This window comes from Pseudomonas sp. TWP3-2, assembly GCF_049897765.1.
Taxonomy (GTDB): domain Bacteria; phylum Pseudomonadota; class Gammaproteobacteria; order Pseudomonadales; family Pseudomonadaceae; genus Aquipseudomonas.
In genome coordinates this window covers 88,428-106,275 of the sequence record NZ_JAFCWW010000007.1, presented here as the reverse complement: position 1 = coordinate 106,275, position 17,848 = coordinate 88,428, and the positions used below count along the sequence as shown (strand labels likewise).

Sequence of the window (17,848 nt, the reverse complement as noted above, 5' to 3'; positions counted from 1 at the left end):
TGAATCAGCTCAGCGTTGTTCACTTTTTGCTCCCTGGCTACTTTTGCTGCTAGCTCTTTTCAATTGGCCGGCGAAATGGAAGCAGGGGCCTTGGCGCAATATTCGCGAAACGCCTTGATGCCACGCGTGATGATTAATATTGGCTTAACCATGTAGCGGTAGCTGACGAACAAATTGAGCGCGATCCAGGCTAGCTGGTAGGACGAGCCGTGAAAGCTTCGGTGGTTGGCGCTGTTTTCCCAGAAACCATAAGCCACAAAAATAGTAAAGATGGCGACCGCCAGAGGCAGGATACCGAGCCTTCCCAGAGAGACGCCAATGAAGGGGATCGTGACCACCGAGCGAACAGACTCTTCTGCCACCTGAATTGCCCAGATTCTGTTGACCTTGTCCTTACCCAGCTGTGCTGTCACTCGAACTCGATCCCCCGCTTTGACGTGAGCGTCTAGCACATGTGGGATTTCAGATGCCAGGAGCCAACAGGTATATGCGAAGGCAATCGCTTCACAAGTCTACCTACAGTTGCGACCAGAGTTTGAAGTCAATGGAATCGGAAGGAACACCAAATCCCGCCAGACACGCAGCCTTGTTTACATCTTCGTCGTGGGATCTCACTGCCACCATCCATTTAGGGCTCGCCTGCAAGGCTTCAACGAGCGCTACGAAATATGCCTCGTCCACCTTGGAAAGAGAGTGGCCGAGGACGACGACCTGTGTGACCGATTTCAGACTAGAAAAGTATTGCGCGTTCCGCTCAATGATTTTTGCGCTCGGCTTGAACGTTTTCTCAAAGTAATCATCCAGGATTCCCATTGCCTCCATGAACCGGGTATCAGCGTCTTCATCCAACCCACGTTGGAGCGAGGGACGAACCTGAGCCGACCATGCGTGGCCCAGAACCAGCTCAGAGCTTTCGTCCTCGCCCTCGCCATGAATGTGCAGAATGTTCTCTGAAGCAATGTCGTAGAGCTTGGTTAGCGTGTTGGTGTAGTTGAATGTTAGGTAAGCTGCTTCCCTTTCCAGAGACGTCAATAACCCCGGAATTTGATTGCGCTCAGGAATCGCGATGGATCTGATCCAGTCTGCGAAGTGTTGCTGCAACGTCCCCGACAATCCAGTCGCGACATTTTCGACCTCGAATTGAAAGTCGTGGTGGCCGGAGTCTCTCCAGTTTTCATCAGAATAGGAGACGAGGAACTGCTCCAAATCGGAGACGATGTTTGCGATATCCAAGTCGGCAAGCGAGAGCTCAAGCTCTGCCCAATCCTCGTCTATGGCTATGTAGTTGTCGACCCAGTCGTACACCTCGCGATCTGTCTTTTCCAGATACTCTTTGAACCGCCAATACTGTGTGGGAAGCCCGTGGTGAAGATCAAAGCCATTGCCGATGATGTAGAGGGTCTGACTGGTCATGATAATTCCTTAGAGGTTCACGGAACCTTGAAGCCAAAATTTGCTTAAACCGGGGGCCGTCCTTATGGCGCGCTCTACGCAGAGGCGGGCACTTGGTGAGCACGTTGCCTGAGTCTGCGCAGTGCGCTCGGTGGCGCGTTCATTATTTGATTTTGGAGACTTGAGCCTTCAAGACTAAGGTCAGCGTCAATCTGCGTTTCGTTAGTGTTTTGAAGCGTCCCTCTCTTGGGGCTTTCTCGGGCGCCATGGTGGCCGGCTTCCACATACCCAGGACGACGACCTCATCGTCTTTCTCGATGCCTTTGAACCATGCTGGATCTCTGGCCCAAACGCTCACCTCCAGTCCAACGCCGTTGTCCGAATCGTTCGGGTCTGCACGGAATTTGTTCATTTGCAGATTGAGGACGTTCTTGGTCTTGTCCCCCTTCATTTCAGTCCTGACGCTGCTCACTGCTCCCTGGATCGCAATGGGGTGTTGAACAGTATTGTGCGATACCGTATGGAACGCCTCTGCGTGGCGTTCCGGCTCAAAATAGAACTGGTTCCAAGCGACCTTCACGTTGCCCTCAAAAACCAGCTCTAGATGCTGTTCGATGTCATGGTCGTTTTCACAGTGCGCGCGTAGCTTCAAGGCTCGTTTGGCGGAGTTGATGTAGGCAGGAAGAAGGCCCGGGTTATGCGTGAAAGTCCGAGCCGCTTTGGCTCGAAGCCCCCCAGTGTCCTCAGGAGTGCGTCCACCTTTTTCCAGTGCTTCCTTGATCATGACCAGACGCATCCTGTATCGATTGTGCTGGATGCTCTCGATCAAGTCTTCGGAGGTGTTCGCAATTTCGTTAATCTCCTCGTCTACTCCGAATCGGCAATTGGCGGCGTGGGCCGATTTGGGATAGAGACGAAAATAACCCTGGACGAAGACAGGCTTGTCATACATTTCCCGAGTGTATGGAGGGTTGTGAGCGACAGGAGTACCGCATTTGCACAGTAGCGGCTCGGCGCCCGTGCCTTTCACATAAGTGGCTGCCTCCCATCTAACACCACTCTGGTCGAAGGCGTGATCGATCTTGATGCCCATACAACTTCCTCATTCGGTGCCATGCGCGGTGTCGGTAATGGTGTCGTCAATCACCTCACCTAAATCAGCGCACCAGTTTGTCTACGGCCATTTGGTCAGATTTCCTCAACTGCCCACTGGACGATGTTTTTTTCGAAAGGTGTCAGAGGTGCTGAGTTGATTTTCAATGCCCATACACGCAGCTTCTCCAGCAACTGAGTCAGGTTTTCTGACGGTAAAATAGCTGCTTTGAACTTGGTCGATATTTGAGTGGGTATCCCATATTCATCCAGTGCGGTAAGCAGCGGATCATGGAACAAATTCTCCAGTTGCTCGGCGAAGAACCCGAAATTTCCAGGTTCAATACCTTTTTTAATGAAGACGTCCGCTTGGATTTTGCTTAGCGCCATGATGTCGCGGGGAAGGCGGTAGGAGATGACATTGCGGATGAGCTTGAGCCTCTGCCCGATAGACTCACTCGGGGTTCGGTCGGAGTTATCCTCGTCAATGGCCTGCTGTAGGTACGCCTGAAAGTTCTTCTGCGCCCTGAGCGCATTGATATGCCACGCGAGCTGTAGGCCCGAATGTATTCCGTACTCCGGAAGCTTGTGGGGTAGATGCTCATAAATCAGTGTGCAAAGGTATTCAAGCTGCTTTTGCTCGGGGTTGCCTTTCCACGTGAGCCATGCACGACTCAGGTTCAGTTCCCGCAGAATCCTATCCGCAACCTCTACTTGTCGATCAACCGGCAAGTGCCTGTTTTCGATCAATGTTGATACCGACAGCTGAGGGGTAGCGTACGCGGCGTCCAATCGTTGTCGCGACTGGTCTGTTAGGTATTCAGGTTCCAGCTTCATCAGCAGTCCCATCGGAGAGCCTTCGTTCTGCAGACCAATAGGGTAATCGACTGTCAGGCTTTTTTCTTCGGGCGGTTCCTCCAGCATGAACACTTTGCCGATGAAATACTGATTCATGCGCCCGGCGCGGCCAGAAATGTTTTTGTAGGTGAAAAAATCAAAGGTGTTTTTGTTGATTCGGCGGTCATAGATGATGACGTTTTCCGCCGAAGTGTTAACACCCTCGATCATGGTGGACGTACAGATGATGTAGCGGATTGTTCGCTCGTTGAACAGTTTCACGAAGTATTGCTGGATCGCTCTGGGCACGCCGCCATGGTGGATGCCTATGCCCAGAGAAATCGCCTTGGCCACGTTCCAGGCCGGGTGGTAATTCTCCGCGATCCACTCCGAGATCTCTCGGGTGGCTTTGAGCGCAGGAAAATCCCCCTTGTCGATCAGAAGTTGGGCGACCCGATTGGCGCTTGCAGGCGACTGGCAGTAGATCAAGGTGGGGGAGGTGATCTGCGCGCACAGTTCCAGGAGTTTATCTTTGCGTTCGTCTCCTCGGGTGTGCAGGTTGTAATGAATGACATCCACAGCCACTGTTGAGAAATTAGAGGGGATGAAGTTGTATTCATACCCATCCAGGCCTTGGATATTCTGAATGTTGGGGCCAAGCAAATAGAACTGGGCACCCTGTTTCGCGAGCTTGTGGAAGGCAAGGCTCAGGTCGATTGATCTGTTTTTTTCGTCCGAGTCGCTGGCGAGGTCAAGCTTGTAAAACTCATCAATGACGACGAAGTCCACGTCGCCCAAGTCGTCACGCTGTAGCACACGTTCCTGTGTGAGCAGGTACACATTTATGGGTGAGTCATTCGCCTTTTGGCTAGGGTGGGTAATGACGTTGCAGGACTGCCTGAAGCGCCGCACGAGTCGGCGGCGCGTCTCATCGATGAGTGCGATCGTCGGCACGATCACCACGATCTTTCGAAATTTGCCTTGAGCCAGCACCGCATCGATGACCAGACTTTTACCGACACTGGTCGAAGCGCTGAGTACAACGTTCCTTCCCTGCATCAATAAATGGAAAACGTGTGCCTGCAGGCGATGAAAAACCATTCCTTTTTCAACGCCTTCCACCCGATGAACCTCATAGGCTAGTCGATCGGAAAATGAAACGTTCTCCAAGTGCGGGGTGATATAGGGGAAGAGGCCAACAGTACGAACCAGACTGAGCAAAAGCGACTGCTCCACCTCGTCGAACATCTCGAATTTATCGAGAGATCGGATGACAAGATCTCGGCCTTCCCACTCGGGGTGGCCTCTGTTCACAATGTGGCTCAGCCCCATAAGTAAACCAGTTTTGTCGCTGGTTTGATCGCAAAGCATTTCCAACTGTTGTTTGATGAGGTCGTATTTCATATCAGCTGGCCGCCTTGCAGAGCGTGTTGAATTTCTGAACGAGCTGATGGATGTTCTCGATCGGCACCAGGAAGACGACGATCCTGACCTGTTTGATCTTCGGCGGTAACGTACTGGCCAGCGCGTTGTAATGCAGGGTGACCTCTGCTTTGAGGTTGGCCAGGTAATCCGATAAGTAACCTCCAGACAACGCGTCGCTGTCGTAGGCCAGCAAGATCGGAAAGCACAAGACGTTGAGCATGTCCTGTGCGGGAGCGTTGCGGTGCAGGGCCTTGTTGAATGCCTCGGCAGTGGGGAGGTGATGATGAGGCTCACGCAGTGCAATGATTATCTCACGTTCCTCTGATAGCGCCGCCCTGGAGATTGTGGCATCCAGCACATCGCAGATTTCTTTAAGCGTCTGATCCATCGTTCCAGTGGAAATCATCCGCGATAAGCCAAGCCACAGCTGATCTGCCTGCCCTGTCTGTTGGACAATGTGGGCGTTGCCGAACTCGGAAAGCTTGCCATTGACCGCATAGAAAACTTTGCATGCGATTGGCTCGCTGTTTTCCCGATTTCGCAATATGGTGTGCAGAATAAGCTCTGCAATCAGGCGATCACGGGGGACAGCTGCGTGGTTCAACGCGTTGATGGATTTCGCCAGTACCATGGGTGTGTGGTGTACCTGAAAATTAGCGATTTCACTGGCCCGCAGACAGAATTCAGGTAGCCATTGCATCAGATGTTCGGCCAGTTGGTGGCCGCGCCATTCTTCAAAATCGTACTCGACGTCAAAGCTTGAAAGTGACCGCAGTAAGCCGTCTTCCGTGGTCGTGTGAAACTCCACCAGGAAAGGGTCGGGTTTGGACTTGTAAGGTTTGGCGAAAGCGGCGGAGTGCTTCGCTGCCACATCGAGCAGCGCTTTTAGTCTTACCAAGGCCGCAATACGGGTGATGATTTTTTGCTCGGGCACAGTTTTGACATCGGCAGTCGCTGCGTCATCTGCCCAGCTCAGGAACGCCTCGTAAATGTCCTTCTGCTGGCGATGAGAAGGACTCTCACCGTAGAGATCAATTACCTCCGCGAGCATGCGCAGATTAGTTGCTTCCAGCGACGCCACGTCACCGCAGACCTGCCAAACGAAGTGGTCTGCCCAATAGGTGAAATCTCGGCCTCTGTCGGAGACTGACTTGGGGAATTTTTTAGCCAGTTTCTGGCCCCGATCGGTAGCAGAGTCAGGTTTGACCCGTTTGTCCAACGCCTTGGTGAAATATTCCAGCGCTTTAGCGATGTCTCGCTTCGATACAATCCTGAAGCAGGCCAAACCAGGTCGGACGTCGCATTTCAACGACTTCTGAAAAAGAGAGGAGTCAGCCTTTTGCTTGTCCGAAGCAATGCTTTCCGTCAGGTTCCACTTTTTGTCGTTTTCCGTGGTCTTGACCTGGATGTACTCGTTGACGGTCTCTCCCGCCTGTTGCGAGATCGCGACGATGTCATCGGCAGTTTCACACTCCACCTGCAGGTAGGTGCTGTCGCGAAGCATTTTCAATATAAACGTTACGGCAACGTGATCCTGGTATTTGAAACCCTGCCGAGCCGCAGGCCCACCTTTGTTTGACGGGCTGGGAATACTCACCATGACATCCTTGTATCGACGGAAGAAGGTTGACGGCCTGGCTTTGCTGAGACGGCGCAGAAGCTTGCTGGCACATCGACTGATGGCGTCAAGCTACCATTATTGGCAATTGTCCGACTATCCCCAATTCGGTGAAGACAGCGCAGATAAAGCTACTTTGATCGGAGTCACGATTTTAGGCCTCAGAGCAAATTGGCTGTCGAACAGGAACGGCATTTTGTGGAAGTCGTTGTCTAAAACGGCCCTGTCGTTACGTGCCGCTAGTTCAACGTTACAATGCACGGACTCTGAGTGTTGATTCGCACCACTCTACCAAGGGGCACGCTATCATTTTTTCCGAGCCGCAGATCTAACACCCAGAGAGTGGCAGTCATGAATTCAAACCGAACAGAGCTCGCGCTCATTGCTCGTGGCGTCAACAGCGAACTTGCAAAGCAGCTGCGCAAGAAGGGCATGACGTTGTCAAAACTCAGGTCATTGAAGGACGACGACTTCAAGGACTTGGCGCTAAGCGCGCTGGAAATTGCCTCTATTCGAAAGGGCGCAAGGCCTCCTGTTCCGACTGCTGACCTGGTCAAAGTGCTCTTTGCCAATCGTTGGCTTTGTTGCGTCTGTCGGGACTCCAGTCTCCCCATCGTCGTACACCATATTCGGCCTTGGGCAGAGAGCCGAGACCATTCCCCGGAGAACCTGGCAGTTGTGTGCTCTATGCACCATAGCGAGGCACATACGGCGCGCGCCCTCGATATGGTGCTTTCGCCTGACCGCCTACGTAGTCTCAAGATAGCTTGGGAACAGAGAGTTGAGCACCTAGATCGGCTGGATGTTCACAAGTCCACTCAGATTCAGGGATGTCACTGGTGGTACTTCAATCATCTACGGCTTTTTGAGGTTGCCCAAGAGGCGGGAGTGGAATTTTCGAAGCTTGCAGGCTTTCAGGAGGCGCGCAAGTCAGGATTCTGTGCGAAGGATGGTGCCGTGGTAAGGGAGCGAGGCGAGGGGGTACTGCACAGTGGTGCCAGCGCTCGGTACCTCTACCTTTATATGACTGAAATGCTGAGCGCCGCGCTCCAATCAAATGTCGTCAGGCACATCTCTGATGATCTAGACCGGGGCAAACTCACAGGCATGCTCATTGAGGGCGATCTCATCTTTGTCCAAGGCTGGTACTCCTTGACCGAGCTGACCCCTGATGCACCCGGGACAGGGCCGGTGATGGGCAAGCGTTCAGTGAACAATGTTGAAATCAGGTTCGTATTTGATCGCAATGAAGGTACTTCGAACTCTGCCAGGGCTTTATGGCTACGGGGCTCGCAAGACTTGGGATGCCTCTTACTGATCAATCGTCTAGAGCGATCAATGGGGAAAGTGGTCATTTCCGGTACCGTATTGGCTATCCGCAACGCTCATCCTGATATCAAACAGCGCAGTTACGATATCGGGCTATACACTTCTGGGCTGATACGGGGTTTTGAGGTCGAATCCGAAGAAGATGACATTGAGTGGATTACGTAACCTGAGGGCTGATTGGTGGCCGCTATAAGGTGTCTGTGTCGCGCAAGCAGCAGCCTTACAAATGGGTAAATTGGGCTGCGTGATTTCAGTGGGTATTCATGCGCAATGCCTTTGCGATGAAACCCATTGATATTTCCATCCTCTTGACCCAGCGATAGGTGAGCGTCGGATTTGTAACCAGAAGGTAACGATCGTTGAGATCCTGAATTCGAACTAGGATCTGCTGGAGTTCGATAGCGGAAAGATCCTGTTGCATCAGTTGTGCTGTCGTTTTTTTGCATGGGCTTTGCCTGCGTCGATAATCGTGTCTGCCGTTCCGTTTAAATATGCACCTCGGCGCATCGAAGTTAAATGAGGTCGGCGCGAGGCAGCGTCATTGCAGGCAGGCGTGGGAATCTGGAGTGACACGACTCGTTACCCAAACAGTATGATGAACGACGCTTCTAAAAATCCGGACGCGGAAGCATTGATTGGGGAATCTCTATGAAGGTGTTCGTCAGCTCCGTTGTACGCAATTTTGAGCCGTATCGTGCGGCAGCCAAAAAGGCTGTTTCACTGCTAGGTCATACCCCAGTGATGTGCGAGGACTTTGGCGCAAGGCCTTATTCATCCCAGGAAGCCTGCATGACGGAGGTCGACCAGGCAGATGTGGTGGTGCTCATTCTTGGATCGGATTTTGGCTTTCAAATGAGCAGTGGGGAATCGGTGACGCAACAGGAGTTTCGTCGAGCCAAAGCTGGCGGGAAGCCGATTCTGGCATTTTTGCAGGACACTCCTGCTGAAGGCCCCCAAGCAGACTTCCGCTGGGAAGTTTCCGACTATGTTGATGGTCTGTTCCGAGCAACCTTTACGAACGAACATGAGCTTTCGGACTCAATCATTTGGGCCCTCAATCAGCTGACTGTCAGCCGTCAAGCCATTACAGAGCAAGACTTCGTTCAGCGGCTACAACAGCGAAATGGTGACGGACGCAGGGGCTATCGAAATGAAGAGGCGCGCCTTGAACTTGCCTTCCTGCCGCAACCTGTGATGACGGGAACTTTGCGCGTCGTACATACCCAGCATGACGCCTTCTTTTTGAAGCTCTGCCAAGCTGGACTGAGCACGCTCAAGGCAGGTTATGAAGATTTTGATAACGCCGAAGTCACGGGCCTGGACACGAAAGGAGTGGTGTGGAGGCACCATGATACCGGCATGAGCTGGTTGTCGATTTCCCTGGTCAACCCCGATACATCCAGCAACCCCTTCAACTCCTACTACATCTCTCCCTCTTTTGTGAGGAAGGCGGCGCAGGCAGCTTTTGATGTTTTAAACGAAGGGAAGGGCGGGTGGTTCCAGCTCGGTTTGTATGGTGTGGCCCATAAGCAGTTTGCTGAGCCACCAACGGGCTCCAGCAGCAGCTTTTCGATGCCCCATCGTCCGGAACAGAGCCTTGAGGAGCGCCAGTTAATGATTCCGGCTTCACAGGCTGCCTTTAGTCGCTGGCTTGAGGATGTGATGTTCCAGTTCGGCCGAAAGCTTAACTCCTCTCCATGAAAGGCTTCAGTCACAACGTTCGCACCGTGGCGATTTTCCAGCACTGTTTTTGACTTGGCCCTCTGCGAAGTATCTGTAATTCTGTCAGTCGGCCATTCATAGGGAGCGAAACAAAGATGATCAAATACCATCCGTTCGGCCAGGCGCTCATTGGTGTACCTGGGAGGGCGCAATTCGCTGTTGCCTGCGCCTCGATGCCCGTCATGTCGCTGCTCGCACTCAATCACCAGGGGATTTTGACCGTCGACACCGCGTGTCTCGCTTTGCAGGTCAATTTAGGCGTTTTGGCCGTCATGCCGTTTGTTCATGCCATGCTCCGTAATAAGTGGAAAGCGCAATACGAAGAACGTTGCTTGGACGTTACCCTCAAGCTACTCAACCCTGACTTGAACGAGAGGAAGCGCCGGAGACTGGAGGGATACCGTGAGAATCTTAAGCATCAATACCATTTGGCGCTGGACTGGGTACCGACATACAAGGCCATCGATAAGATCAAGTGGAGCCTAGGCTTGGCGATATCGGGCTTACGAGGAAGCCACCCCACAGCGCTGGCGAAACAGTGAGCCGGTCGAACAAGCTGTCCACTAGCTGAGCGTCATCTTCAAATCTTTGGTTAAGGCTGCCGAGCTTCTAAAGCCTTAATCAAAGAACCGGTTGATGAATGAACCTGTGTCCCAAAACGCTTGGCGAGCGGCTGCAGTATGCTGGCCATGTACGCATCAGCTCGGAAGAATGAAACGTAGGGCACGTAGAGCGCGTGGATAACGTCGACAAAATCGCTGTGCTTCATTACCCGAGTTCCCGTTCCGAAGGAGTTGCGTACCGAGCTATAGAGCCCTCGCAAGCATGTCGACAAACCCGGACAGTACTCGTCGACAAGGGAAATATCTTTGCAGGGTGGAGCGTCTGGTAGCCAAGTTGAGAGCAGTTGATTGACGATGTCTAGAATGCCCTCGTTCTGAACTTTGACCCAGAAGCCATTATTGAAACTGCTCAATATGGCTGCCCGCTCGTCTGCAGGCATACAGGCCAGCAAGGTTCGAAGCTGTTTTAGGTTCGCTTCCATCGTTGTGATCAGGTTTTGCGCGGGGTACCTCACCCACTCACCGATTGCTCCCAGCTTATGGTGGTGCTCCCGAAACCACTGTGCCATGTAGGTCGGGTCACGGAGGCTTTCCAGAAATGCCTCATCAGCTTTTTTCCGACTCGCTTTTCCAATCACATAATTATGAAGCACCTGAGCGTCCTTGGCCCGCATCGGAAACGTTTGAACCAGCTCGTCAATATCTGGCTTACCCAAGTGGCTCAAGTTCGGTCGGAAATGACCTTTCTTGGTTAATGTGGTCGCCTTGAGCATACGGCGCTCCTTTCGATTGAGCGATGCGTCTTGAGCCTGTTTATCCAAGGTGCCGGAGATATCCAGGCTGTCCAGCGGACTTACCAGTGCGCCGAGTTCGGGGAACCATTGGCCATTCGCGTCCATGACCTGGATCCGGTCAGAACGAAGGGCCACCAGACTCTCAAGTTCTGCCTTGATCAATCTGTCGAACGAGATCATTGCGTTTCGTTCACAGAGATCTCTCAAGAGTCCTGTACGCCGAATGGCGGCATCGGCGTACGGCTGATCCATCGGCGCCATTTCTGAAATATGTGCTCCTGAAAAAGCGAAGACAGCATCGCCCGAAGCTTTGAGCGACAGGAGTTTTGATCGAACCTGTGCTTCTGACTCCGTCAGATGCGTTTTGCTGAGCACTGAATAGTCATTGCTGTCCAGATAAATGATGCTTTCAGGCATAGCACGTCTCTTTCTTGGGTTCGGGATAACGATTTAGGCCTCGGAACGAAGCAAGTTAGCCAGGAAAATTCATTTTTTTCGACACTGCGAATTCCGTTGGGGCACTACCGCGTTCGAAAGCTATCAAGTACGACACGTTGACGTTCAACGGCTTTGCGTCTTTCTGATCTGGGGCAAATTTTAGATGCACCTCGCGAGTTGCATACTGGAGTGAAACCTGGAGTCGTTGCAGCTCATCGAGCAAAGTTTGCATCTCGTCGTAAACCGCAAACTTGCTGCTTTCCGAGTACTCGCTAGCACAATCTCGATAGTCACGAAAATAATCTACTAGAGCCGCGAAAACCTCGTGCGCCTCACGCTTCATCTCAAACCCAGGCTGGGAAATGTCCATCGTGGAGGTCTCAGCAAGCTGCGCTAGTTGATTCCCAGTAGTCAGGGGGAGCGCTGGCAGTGTGATGTAGTCACATTCGAGCCTAGCCTTCTCTTTCTCAATTTCTTCTTCAGCAGGAATGATGAAAGGCTTGTTGAAAGCGTCGATATCCTCTATTTCGAAAGCTCTGGCTAGCGCGCGGCGGGTGTCGATGCTTGCGGATTTTGCGTTTTCAACACGCTGGATAGTCCGTACATTGAGGCCCGCCAGCTCCGCGAGGGTTTCCTGTGACCATTGGAAAATCTCCCGCATTTTCCGGACGAGGGCAGCAAACTCGTCAAGGTTGAGCATGCGTGGTTGGCCGGTGGTGTTGGTCGTATCCATTGTTCAGCTCCATCAGGTAGTTGGTGTGTGGATGATGAAGAAAACGGGAATTACGCAACACGACAGGTGCCCGACAGGGTAGTGGTGCGTTGACTGATCTTGATGAAGGTTCCATTTACCAGGGAATATTAGATTTCAGGGTATCTAGGAAGTCATTCAGATATTGTTCGCTACCGAAAGCAAAGCCCGCTTCGAGTAACGGCTGTCGGTATTCATCCGTTGAGTACTCGTGAGCTAATCGTGTAATCGTCTCCTCCAGTAACGAAATTCGCCCCAAGAGTATTTGGCTGGTTCTGCCTTGCGGAGTCATGCCGGTCAGTACTTCCTGGGTTATCCCCCGCATTTTGGCGAAATGAAGCAGGCAGAAGAATTCGAAGCGTTCATACAGAAATTCTGGTGACTCAATGCCTGCAAAATCAACTGCCCACCTTGGGGTCAGTTCACAAGCGAGCCTGTTACTGAAAGGTGCCCTCGCGCGCTCTTGGCCATTGAAGGCGTTCCAGGTTTGGCGGTGGTTACTTTCTATAAGGAATGGCGATAGCTCCTCACCCATCGATAGGTTGCGGCTACGGCGTCGGTTAAGCAGCGGCGCGTTAAACAGCTTGAATAGATCGTCGAGCCGACCAGATTTTGTTAACCCCAACCCATACCCATAGAAAACCAAAGCGGCGGGGTAGTGTTTTTGATCCATCCAGCTCACATAGCCGCCTTGGACTTTTTGAGCTTCAGCAAACAGGCCATTGATCGAATCCAATACGAGCTTCTGCTCGTTGTGTGATCCCCAGCGGCCCATTACAGTTGCTAGCCGCACTAATGGCTCGGTTGCTGACTCGTATGCGTAAACCCAGTCGGTGAGGTTCTGTTGAGAGCGAGTCTGGTCACTGGTAAACGCCGGCCCGAAGTGGGCGATAACCCTTTTTGTTTCGCCTGTGAACAGGTCGTCGAGTTGAATTTGATATTCGGGGCGCGCCAAAAAGCGTTTAGCCATTGCGATGGTTAGATCAGCGCCTATTGGATTCAACTGCCTGGACTGCTGGATTGTTTCCAGTTTCTGACTGAGCCCGACGAAAAAGGCGTCGGCATCGCCAGATTGAACGACCACTGCTTTACGGTGCGCAATGAGTTCCTCGCCACGCTCCGACAAGCGTCCGCGAGACAACCAGAAGGTCGGGTAGCGACGGCTCGGCGATCTGAGAAATGCGGCTCGTAGTGCGTGATCCCACTCACCAGACCAGCCTGCAACGATCAATCCAAACTCATCGATGATCCTGTCGAGTAGCCCGTTGAAGGCTACTGGGTACTCGCCCAGCTCTGAGTCAGTATTTAAAATTCTGGCATCTTTGTAATCACCATGAATCTTGAAGATATAGCACTGAGTGTGGGTAATGGGTTCTGCGCCAGATAGCGCGTCCTCGGAGCCCACTACGGTGGGTTCGATCCCCAGATCACGCAGTGCATTTTCCATCAACCGGTCAAAGTTAGTGGTGACGATCACACGGATATGACCTGACTTCACCATGGCGGCAATCGAACGATGAGCCAAGGTGGGCATCTTCAGACCATCCTCCAGCTCCTGTGCGGTGGGCTCAAGAAAACCCTGAATGATCGCTCGCCGTTCTGTCTGGGTAATGGCCAGCTCTTCCAGCAGGTTGGAATAATTAGGCTGTTGACCAGTGTGTTCCACATACCACTTGAGCCAGTCATCCTGTGCGCCCGCCCCAGCGGCGATACCCGCGCGCTCAACAAGCGCCATTGTGATTTCCCAGCCAGTAGGAATGCCGGCCGCACGAGATACGCCAGAACCCAGCAAAACGGCATAAACACCTTTGTTCTCGAACATTGAGAATGCGAGTTGAGTTGTCGGATCCCCGGATATGACGGTCATTGCATTGTCCTTAGTGATAATGGCGACTCACAGCGGAGATGCTGCATGAGGATTCACCGAAGCCGATCAATGTAAGCATGGCGCTGCAGAACGTCGAGGTCTTATAGGCGGTTTGAGTGATCACCTTCGACTGAGGGCAATGTGATTTGGGGTTGCGGTTGCGGTTGCGGTTGCCGATGGCAGTATTTTGTTGGCGGCGATGGGATACCGTAGAACCCTCTGACCAGACACGCAGATGATCATCTGAAGCTGTGGCCGAGAGTAATCTCTCATTTCGTAGTGTCGCTGATCGACAATAGGAGGTGACGCATTGACTTTCCCCTTGGCGGATCTAGGCTCATAGCAGCTGAGAAATACAATGGCTGAAGCTGCTAACGCCACATCAAGCCATGATTTCACGGCCAGACAATTCAATCCGACCCAGCCCAATCTGGTGGGCAGTTCGTTTTCTATTGTCTGGAGCACAGCCATGACCCGAAATTCTCTCTATGCCTCCCCCGAAAAATATCGTGCTACGACAGTGGCAACGGCCTATCAGTACGACAAGTTTCTGTTTCCAAATGGTCAGATTCTCTGTGATGTAGGGCCCCTAGGGCCTGATCTGGACGCCTATTGCAAAACGCATTTTCAGCGTTCCTGGCCTGCGGTAATTCTCGAAATAGAATGTAGTCTTGCAGAGAGATTACGCGGCGTTGAAAAACGCTTGCCCGCGTTGGAAGCGTTGCTCATTGATGGACAGGCCCCTGAAACACTGCGCCCAGTTTTTCAGGACATCATTGATACATTGAGTGAGCTTGTCGAACACGGTTGCCTTAATGCTCAGATGCGACTTGGGCTATTGTACCTCTCAATAGGAAGATACTTTGAGCCAGACGACAAAGCTCAAAGGCGGGGAGTGGAGGCGATTCTGGGTGCTCAGCGCAATGGTCACCCGAACGCCGCATTTACCCTGGGCGATCATTATGTCGAAAAGGGCAGTCTGGAGGACGCGTTCCGTTTTTATAAAATGGGCGATCAACAAGGGTGCGCGGTGTGCTGTTACCAGCTTGGGCAGTTCGCCGAGTATGGATTTGGAGAGGGGGCGGAAAATCTGCACGCGGCCTTCGAGTTTTACAAGCGTTCCTCTAAAAATTTCTACCCACCGGCAACCGTTCGCATGATCGAGATGATCATGGAAAACGAAGACTCATTCATGATCGCCCAGTCACCGATTCATTTACTCACGCAGGCGATGGATATGGGGTGCGCCGAGGCTATGCTATTGTTGGCGCAGATCTATGAACGTGGAGGGATGTTCGGTAGAGAGCCGTGGCTGGCCGCTTCGCTATTCCGCCGTGCTGCAGTGGCTGGAAATCCATCGGCCCAATTGAAACTGGGTCAGATACTCGACGGGAGTGATTTACTTGCTCTTCCGTTAGCTGAGGACATCGAAGAATCAATCGAGTGGTACTACAGAGTAATAACAGACCAAAACAAATCAGAGGTGCGTGGACTGGCCCATATGTACTTAGGTCGCATCTACTTCAGAATGCGAGATTTTGGCAGTGCCCAGCTGCAATATGAGGCCGCCGCCGCGCTAGGTGTGACCGACGCGGAGGTCATGGTGAAGCTTGTGCGGGATGCTGATGACGAGTTTTTTGGACAGGAGCTCGACTGACTGTGAGCGGTCGGAGAATGATTCGTTCTTTTTTCTGGGGAAGGGGTATCTATGTGGCTAATTCTTTTAGCTCCTCAATCTCCCCACTCCCGAGTTGTGGGCTTCGAGCGGGGTGAAGGGGGGCGTAGAAGAGCTGCTTTGACATTTGGTGGCACCTAATCACGCTAGTTGGACACCAGTAGTGGGGGATTTTTATTGAACTGCTGGTGGTTTTGTTGTTGTGAGATTTGCTCTCGGTAAATGTTGCTGAAGATAGGTAGGTTACGCAGTTTTAAATGGGTTGAAAGGTTCGATTGGCAGTGAAAAGAGAGTTTGGATGCAGTGATTATATCTTGGGCAAGCTTTGAATAATGCCGACATCCTCATTCTTAAGGTCTAATAACTCATATACCTCCTTCAAGTACTCTTTGATAGTTAACCCATTTTCCAATTGCTTGCATAGCTGTAGAAGATGTGATTCGAATTCTTGTTGAAGAATTAAAATGTGTGCGGAGCTAATGGTTTCGTCAATTTTATTGAGTCGTGTATATGCGGTTTTCAAATATGGCAGTAAACCTATGATTGAACTGTGGCCGGTATATTGCAGGACTTCTTCTAGAAATAAGTGATCACTCAATAGGCGGATTTCGAATTCCTTGCTGTCGCTGAATTTATACCGCTGGTACAGGATTACGAAGAGGTTGGTACAGAATGCGTGCCTGAACATGTGTGGGCATGCCTTCGCATCAATTCGAGCAAATTTTGCAAGACTATTGATTTCATTGGTGATTGTGGTATCTGCGAGAGGCTTTCCCGTCGTCTCTGATATGAACAGAAAATCATGATCCGGTCTGCCGGATTTAGTGAATTTACAAATCACCTTCGAACGTGCAAATTTTATATACTTTCGAGCTTCATTAAGAAGCATCTTGGATACCGGCACCTGCCGCGTAGTAGAAATGCCTTTTTTTAGTGTTGTAAGCTCTAGCATCGGATGTTTCATAGAAAAAGCTTTGTTGATAGAGCTGACTTTGAGCTCTGCTAGTTCTCCTCTTCTCGGGCCCGTGTGCTCAAGAAATAGCATATGTATATGTCGGCGTAAGTTGAGGAAGCGAGATGTACCAGCCTCGTCGGCCGCGTTTTTTAATGCTGTGATTGATCTGTCTGAAATGGGGTTTCGAGTGTCAGCAGCATCGCCTCCAACAGAAAAGCTGTGATGGTATATAGATGTGGTTTTGAAGGTGCGCCCATTTGTACTTTTGTGTAGGAACTCTCGATATGAGATGTTTATGGCCCCGTTGGGCGCAACAAAATCTGGTCGCCCCGCGATATTCCCAATGTGCTGTAAAAACTTAAGGCATACCTGGCCCGTTAGATTTACGCCTTTGGAATTTTTCTGCCGTTGTCTAATATTATTTTTGAAACGCTGCATCCTAATTTCTGAGATGAAATCTGCGAACTGCGAGTCTGTGAGCTCTAAAAAATCTACCTTTTTTTGGTAGCAAAATCTAATAAGCTGACTGATTTTAGCGGCATGATCTCCAATGGTTCCACCTTTACTCCCCCGTCTTGATAGCGGAGCTCCGTGACGACCCGGGGTGTCACGCAAGGCCAACATATATAAATTGGCAGGTATGCATGGTCTACAGTTTGGCCAGACAAGAAATGGTAAGTTTGCTCCATCTTTTATTTCCACTCTGCCGAGCGCGTGATGACCAAATAATTTTAGATTAGGAAGGGGTGTATAGAGTTGTTTGCCACCTGCAAGATTCATGATTTTGCATCCGTGTTCAATGCAAGGACAATCGCCGGGCGCTCCACTTTATTGAAAGGATATTCATTTAGAGTTAGGATTTTTGCAATGGTGTCGGATTCGTCCCTGGCACGCTTGGCTCTCAAGTCAAAGTCGGTAATGTTGCGAACGCTTTCAATCGCAGCGAGGGCCCTAGAGAGAGCTTGTAATAATCTGAAGTTTGTCTCTCGATGTTGCTCAAGTTGAATTTTCATTTGTTCTAGTTCACGGCGAATCCCTATCTTCGTCTGTTTTTTGGGCTCGTCTTTGATTAGGGATGCATGATCCAGTGCATCAAGCGCTTGGATCCGCATGCGGTCGAAACTTTCGAAGGTCTGTCCATCACTTACGGTAGATATTTTTGATTTTAAAGTCGTCAGGCTCATCGGGCTTATGGACATCAAAGTAGCTCCTGATCCACTAGTGAGATGTAGCTTGGCGATGCCGCCTTGACTCTTCAAAGCATTGCGGATTGTCTGGTCATTAACGTAGTCCTTAGGCGCTGTAATTATTTTTTCAAATAAAATTATCAGCGATGCAATAGAGGTTTCGATCTGCTGTGCTTTGTTTTTTAAGGGCCTCATCGCTATGC

The 17,848-nt window shown here is 51.3% G+C and carries 14 protein-coding genes; 4 read left to right on the top strand and 10 right to left on the bottom strand.

Going from position 1 to position 17,848, the window contains the following annotated elements; translation table 11 throughout:
• Window positions 1-59 precede the first annotated feature (59 nt).
• From ACP7EE_RS12835 to ACP7EE_RS12815, 5 genes are all read right to left on the bottom strand, one after another.
• Window positions 60-413: a hypothetical protein gene (locus ACP7EE_RS12835; protein ID WP_426234797.1), complete on the bottom strand. Its 354-nt coding sequence runs from the start codon at window positions 411-413 to the stop codon at window positions 60-62.
• Window positions 414-516: 103 nt separating this feature from the next.
• Window positions 517-1,413 (bottom strand): bacteriophage abortive infection AbiH family protein, encoded by an 897-nt coding sequence (locus ACP7EE_RS12830; RefSeq protein ID WP_426234796.1) that lies wholly within the window; start codon window positions 1,411-1,413, stop codon window positions 517-519.
• Window positions 1,414-1,555: 142 nt separating this feature from the next.
• Complete coding sequence (locus ACP7EE_RS12825) at window positions 1,556-2,485, bottom strand: hypothetical protein (protein WP_426234795.1); 930 nt, start codon at window positions 2,483-2,485, stop codon at window positions 1,556-1,558.
• A 95-nt stretch (window positions 2,486-2,580) separates the two neighbouring features.
• Entirely contained in the window at window positions 2,581-4,725 is a 2,145-nt protein-coding gene (locus ACP7EE_RS12820; RefSeq protein ID WP_426234794.1) for a DEAD/DEAH box helicase, read from the bottom strand.
• Window position 4,726: 1 nt separating this feature from the next.
• A complete protein-coding gene (locus tag ACP7EE_RS12815) occupies window positions 4,727-6,346 on the bottom strand; it encodes a dsDNA nuclease domain-containing protein (RefSeq protein WP_426234793.1) in 1,620 nt (539 codons plus the stop codon).
• A 369-nt stretch (window positions 6,347-6,715) separates the two neighbouring features.
• Here ACP7EE_RS12815 and ACP7EE_RS12810 point away from each other — a divergent pair, with 369 nt between their 5' ends.
• The 3 genes from ACP7EE_RS12810 (at window position 6,716) to ACP7EE_RS12800 (ending at window position 9,957) form a co-directional block, all read left to right on the top strand.
• Complete coding sequence (locus tag ACP7EE_RS12810) at window positions 6,716-7,858, top strand: HNH endonuclease signature motif containing protein (RefSeq protein WP_426234792.1); 1,143 nt, start codon at window positions 6,716-6,718, stop codon at window positions 7,856-7,858.
• A gap of 483 nt (window positions 7,859-8,341) precedes the next feature.
• Window positions 8,342-9,394, top strand: a complete 1,053-nt coding sequence (locus tag ACP7EE_RS12805; RefSeq protein ID WP_426234791.1) for a DUF4062 domain-containing protein — start codon at window positions 8,342-8,344, stop codon at window positions 9,392-9,394.
• A gap of 116 nt (window positions 9,395-9,510) precedes the next feature.
• Window positions 9,511-9,957 carry a hypothetical protein gene (locus tag ACP7EE_RS12800; protein WP_426234790.1) on the top strand — a complete coding sequence of 149 codons (447 nt, stop codon included), beginning with the start codon at window positions 9,511-9,513 and terminating at the stop codon, window positions 9,955-9,957.
• A gap of 50 nt (window positions 9,958-10,007) precedes the next feature.
• Here ACP7EE_RS12800 and ACP7EE_RS12795 read toward each other — a convergent pair whose 3' ends face one another.
• The 3 genes from ACP7EE_RS12795 to ACP7EE_RS12785 all read right to left on the bottom strand — a co-directional run bounded on the left by ACP7EE_RS12795 (window position 10,008) and on the right by ACP7EE_RS12785 (window position 13,828).
• Entirely contained in the window at window positions 10,008-11,189 is a 1,182-nt protein-coding gene (locus tag ACP7EE_RS12795) for a hypothetical protein (protein WP_426234789.1), read from the bottom strand.
• Between the two features lie 55 nt (window positions 11,190-11,244).
• Window positions 11,245-11,943: a helix-turn-helix domain-containing protein gene (locus ACP7EE_RS12790; protein ID WP_426234788.1), complete on the bottom strand. Its 699-nt coding sequence runs from the start codon at window positions 11,941-11,943 to the stop codon at window positions 11,245-11,247.
• Between the two features lie 115 nt (window positions 11,944-12,058).
• Complete coding sequence (locus ACP7EE_RS12785) at window positions 12,059-13,828, bottom strand: SIR2 family protein (RefSeq protein ID WP_426234787.1); 1,770 nt, start codon at window positions 13,826-13,828, stop codon at window positions 12,059-12,061.
• 358 nt (window positions 13,829-14,186) lie between these two features.
• On the opposite strand from ACP7EE_RS12785, the gene ACP7EE_RS12780 reads away from it, so the two are divergent.
• On the top strand, window positions 14,187-15,485 hold the full coding sequence (locus tag ACP7EE_RS12780) for a tetratricopeptide repeat protein (RefSeq protein WP_426234786.1): 1,299 nt from the start codon (window positions 14,187-14,189) through the stop codon (window positions 15,483-15,485).
• A 325-nt stretch (window positions 15,486-15,810) separates the two neighbouring features.
• Here ACP7EE_RS12780 and ACP7EE_RS12775 read toward each other — a convergent pair whose 3' ends face one another.
• Entirely contained in the window at window positions 15,811-17,238 is a 1,428-nt protein-coding gene (locus tag ACP7EE_RS12775) for a tyrosine-type recombinase/integrase (protein ID WP_426234785.1), read from the bottom strand.
• Complete coding sequence (locus ACP7EE_RS12770; RefSeq protein WP_426234784.1) at window positions 17,235-17,840, bottom strand: hypothetical protein; 606 nt, start codon at window positions 17,838-17,840, stop codon at window positions 17,235-17,237. The genes ACP7EE_RS12775 and ACP7EE_RS12770 overlap by 4 nt, the downstream gene beginning before the upstream one ends.
• Window positions 17,841-17,848: the final 8 nt, after the last annotated feature.

Bases quoted from the DNA above. Each gene is read 5' to 3' on its own strand.
- ACP7EE_RS12780 (WP_426234786.1), top strand. From the start codon at position 14,187: ATGGCTGAAGCTGCTAACGCCACATCAAGCCATGATTTCACGGCCAGA.
- ACP7EE_RS12785 (WP_426234787.1), bottom strand. From the start codon at position 13,828: ATGACCGTCATATCCGGGGATCCGACAACTCAACTCGCATTCTCAATG.
- ACP7EE_RS12790 (WP_426234788.1), bottom strand. From the start codon at position 11,943: ATGGATACGACCAACACCACCGGCCAACCACGCATGCTCAACCTTGAC.
- ACP7EE_RS12795 (WP_426234789.1), bottom strand. From the start codon at position 11,189: ATGCCTGAAAGCATCATTTATCTGGACAGCAATGACTATTCAGTGCTC.
- ACP7EE_RS12830 (WP_426234796.1), bottom strand. From the start codon at position 1,413: ATGACCAGTCAGACCCTCTACATCATCGGCAATGGCTTTGATCTTCAC.
- ACP7EE_RS12770 (WP_426234784.1), bottom strand. From the start codon at position 17,840: ATGAGGCCCTTAAAAAACAAAGCACAGCAGATCGAAACCTCTATTGCA.
- ACP7EE_RS12810 (WP_426234792.1), top strand. From the start codon at position 6,716: ATGAATTCAAACCGAACAGAGCTCGCGCTCATTGCTCGTGGCGTCAAC.
- ACP7EE_RS12825 (WP_426234795.1), bottom strand. From the start codon at position 2,485: ATGGGCATCAAGATCGATCACGCCTTCGACCAGAGTGGTGTTAGATGG.
- ACP7EE_RS12775 (WP_426234785.1), bottom strand. From the start codon at position 17,238: ATGAATCTTGCAGGTGGCAAACAACTCTATACACCCCTTCCTAATCTA.
- ACP7EE_RS12800 (WP_426234790.1), top strand. From the start codon at position 9,511: ATGATCAAATACCATCCGTTCGGCCAGGCGCTCATTGGTGTACCTGGG.
- ACP7EE_RS12815 (WP_426234793.1), bottom strand. From the start codon at position 6,346: ATGGTGAGTATTCCCAGCCCGTCAAACAAAGGTGGGCCTGCGGCTCGG.
- ACP7EE_RS12805 (WP_426234791.1), top strand. From the start codon at position 8,342: ATGAAGGTGTTCGTCAGCTCCGTTGTACGCAATTTTGAGCCGTATCGT.
- ACP7EE_RS12820 (WP_426234794.1), bottom strand. From the start codon at position 4,725: ATGAAATACGACCTCATCAAACAACAGTTGGAAATGCTTTGCGATCAA.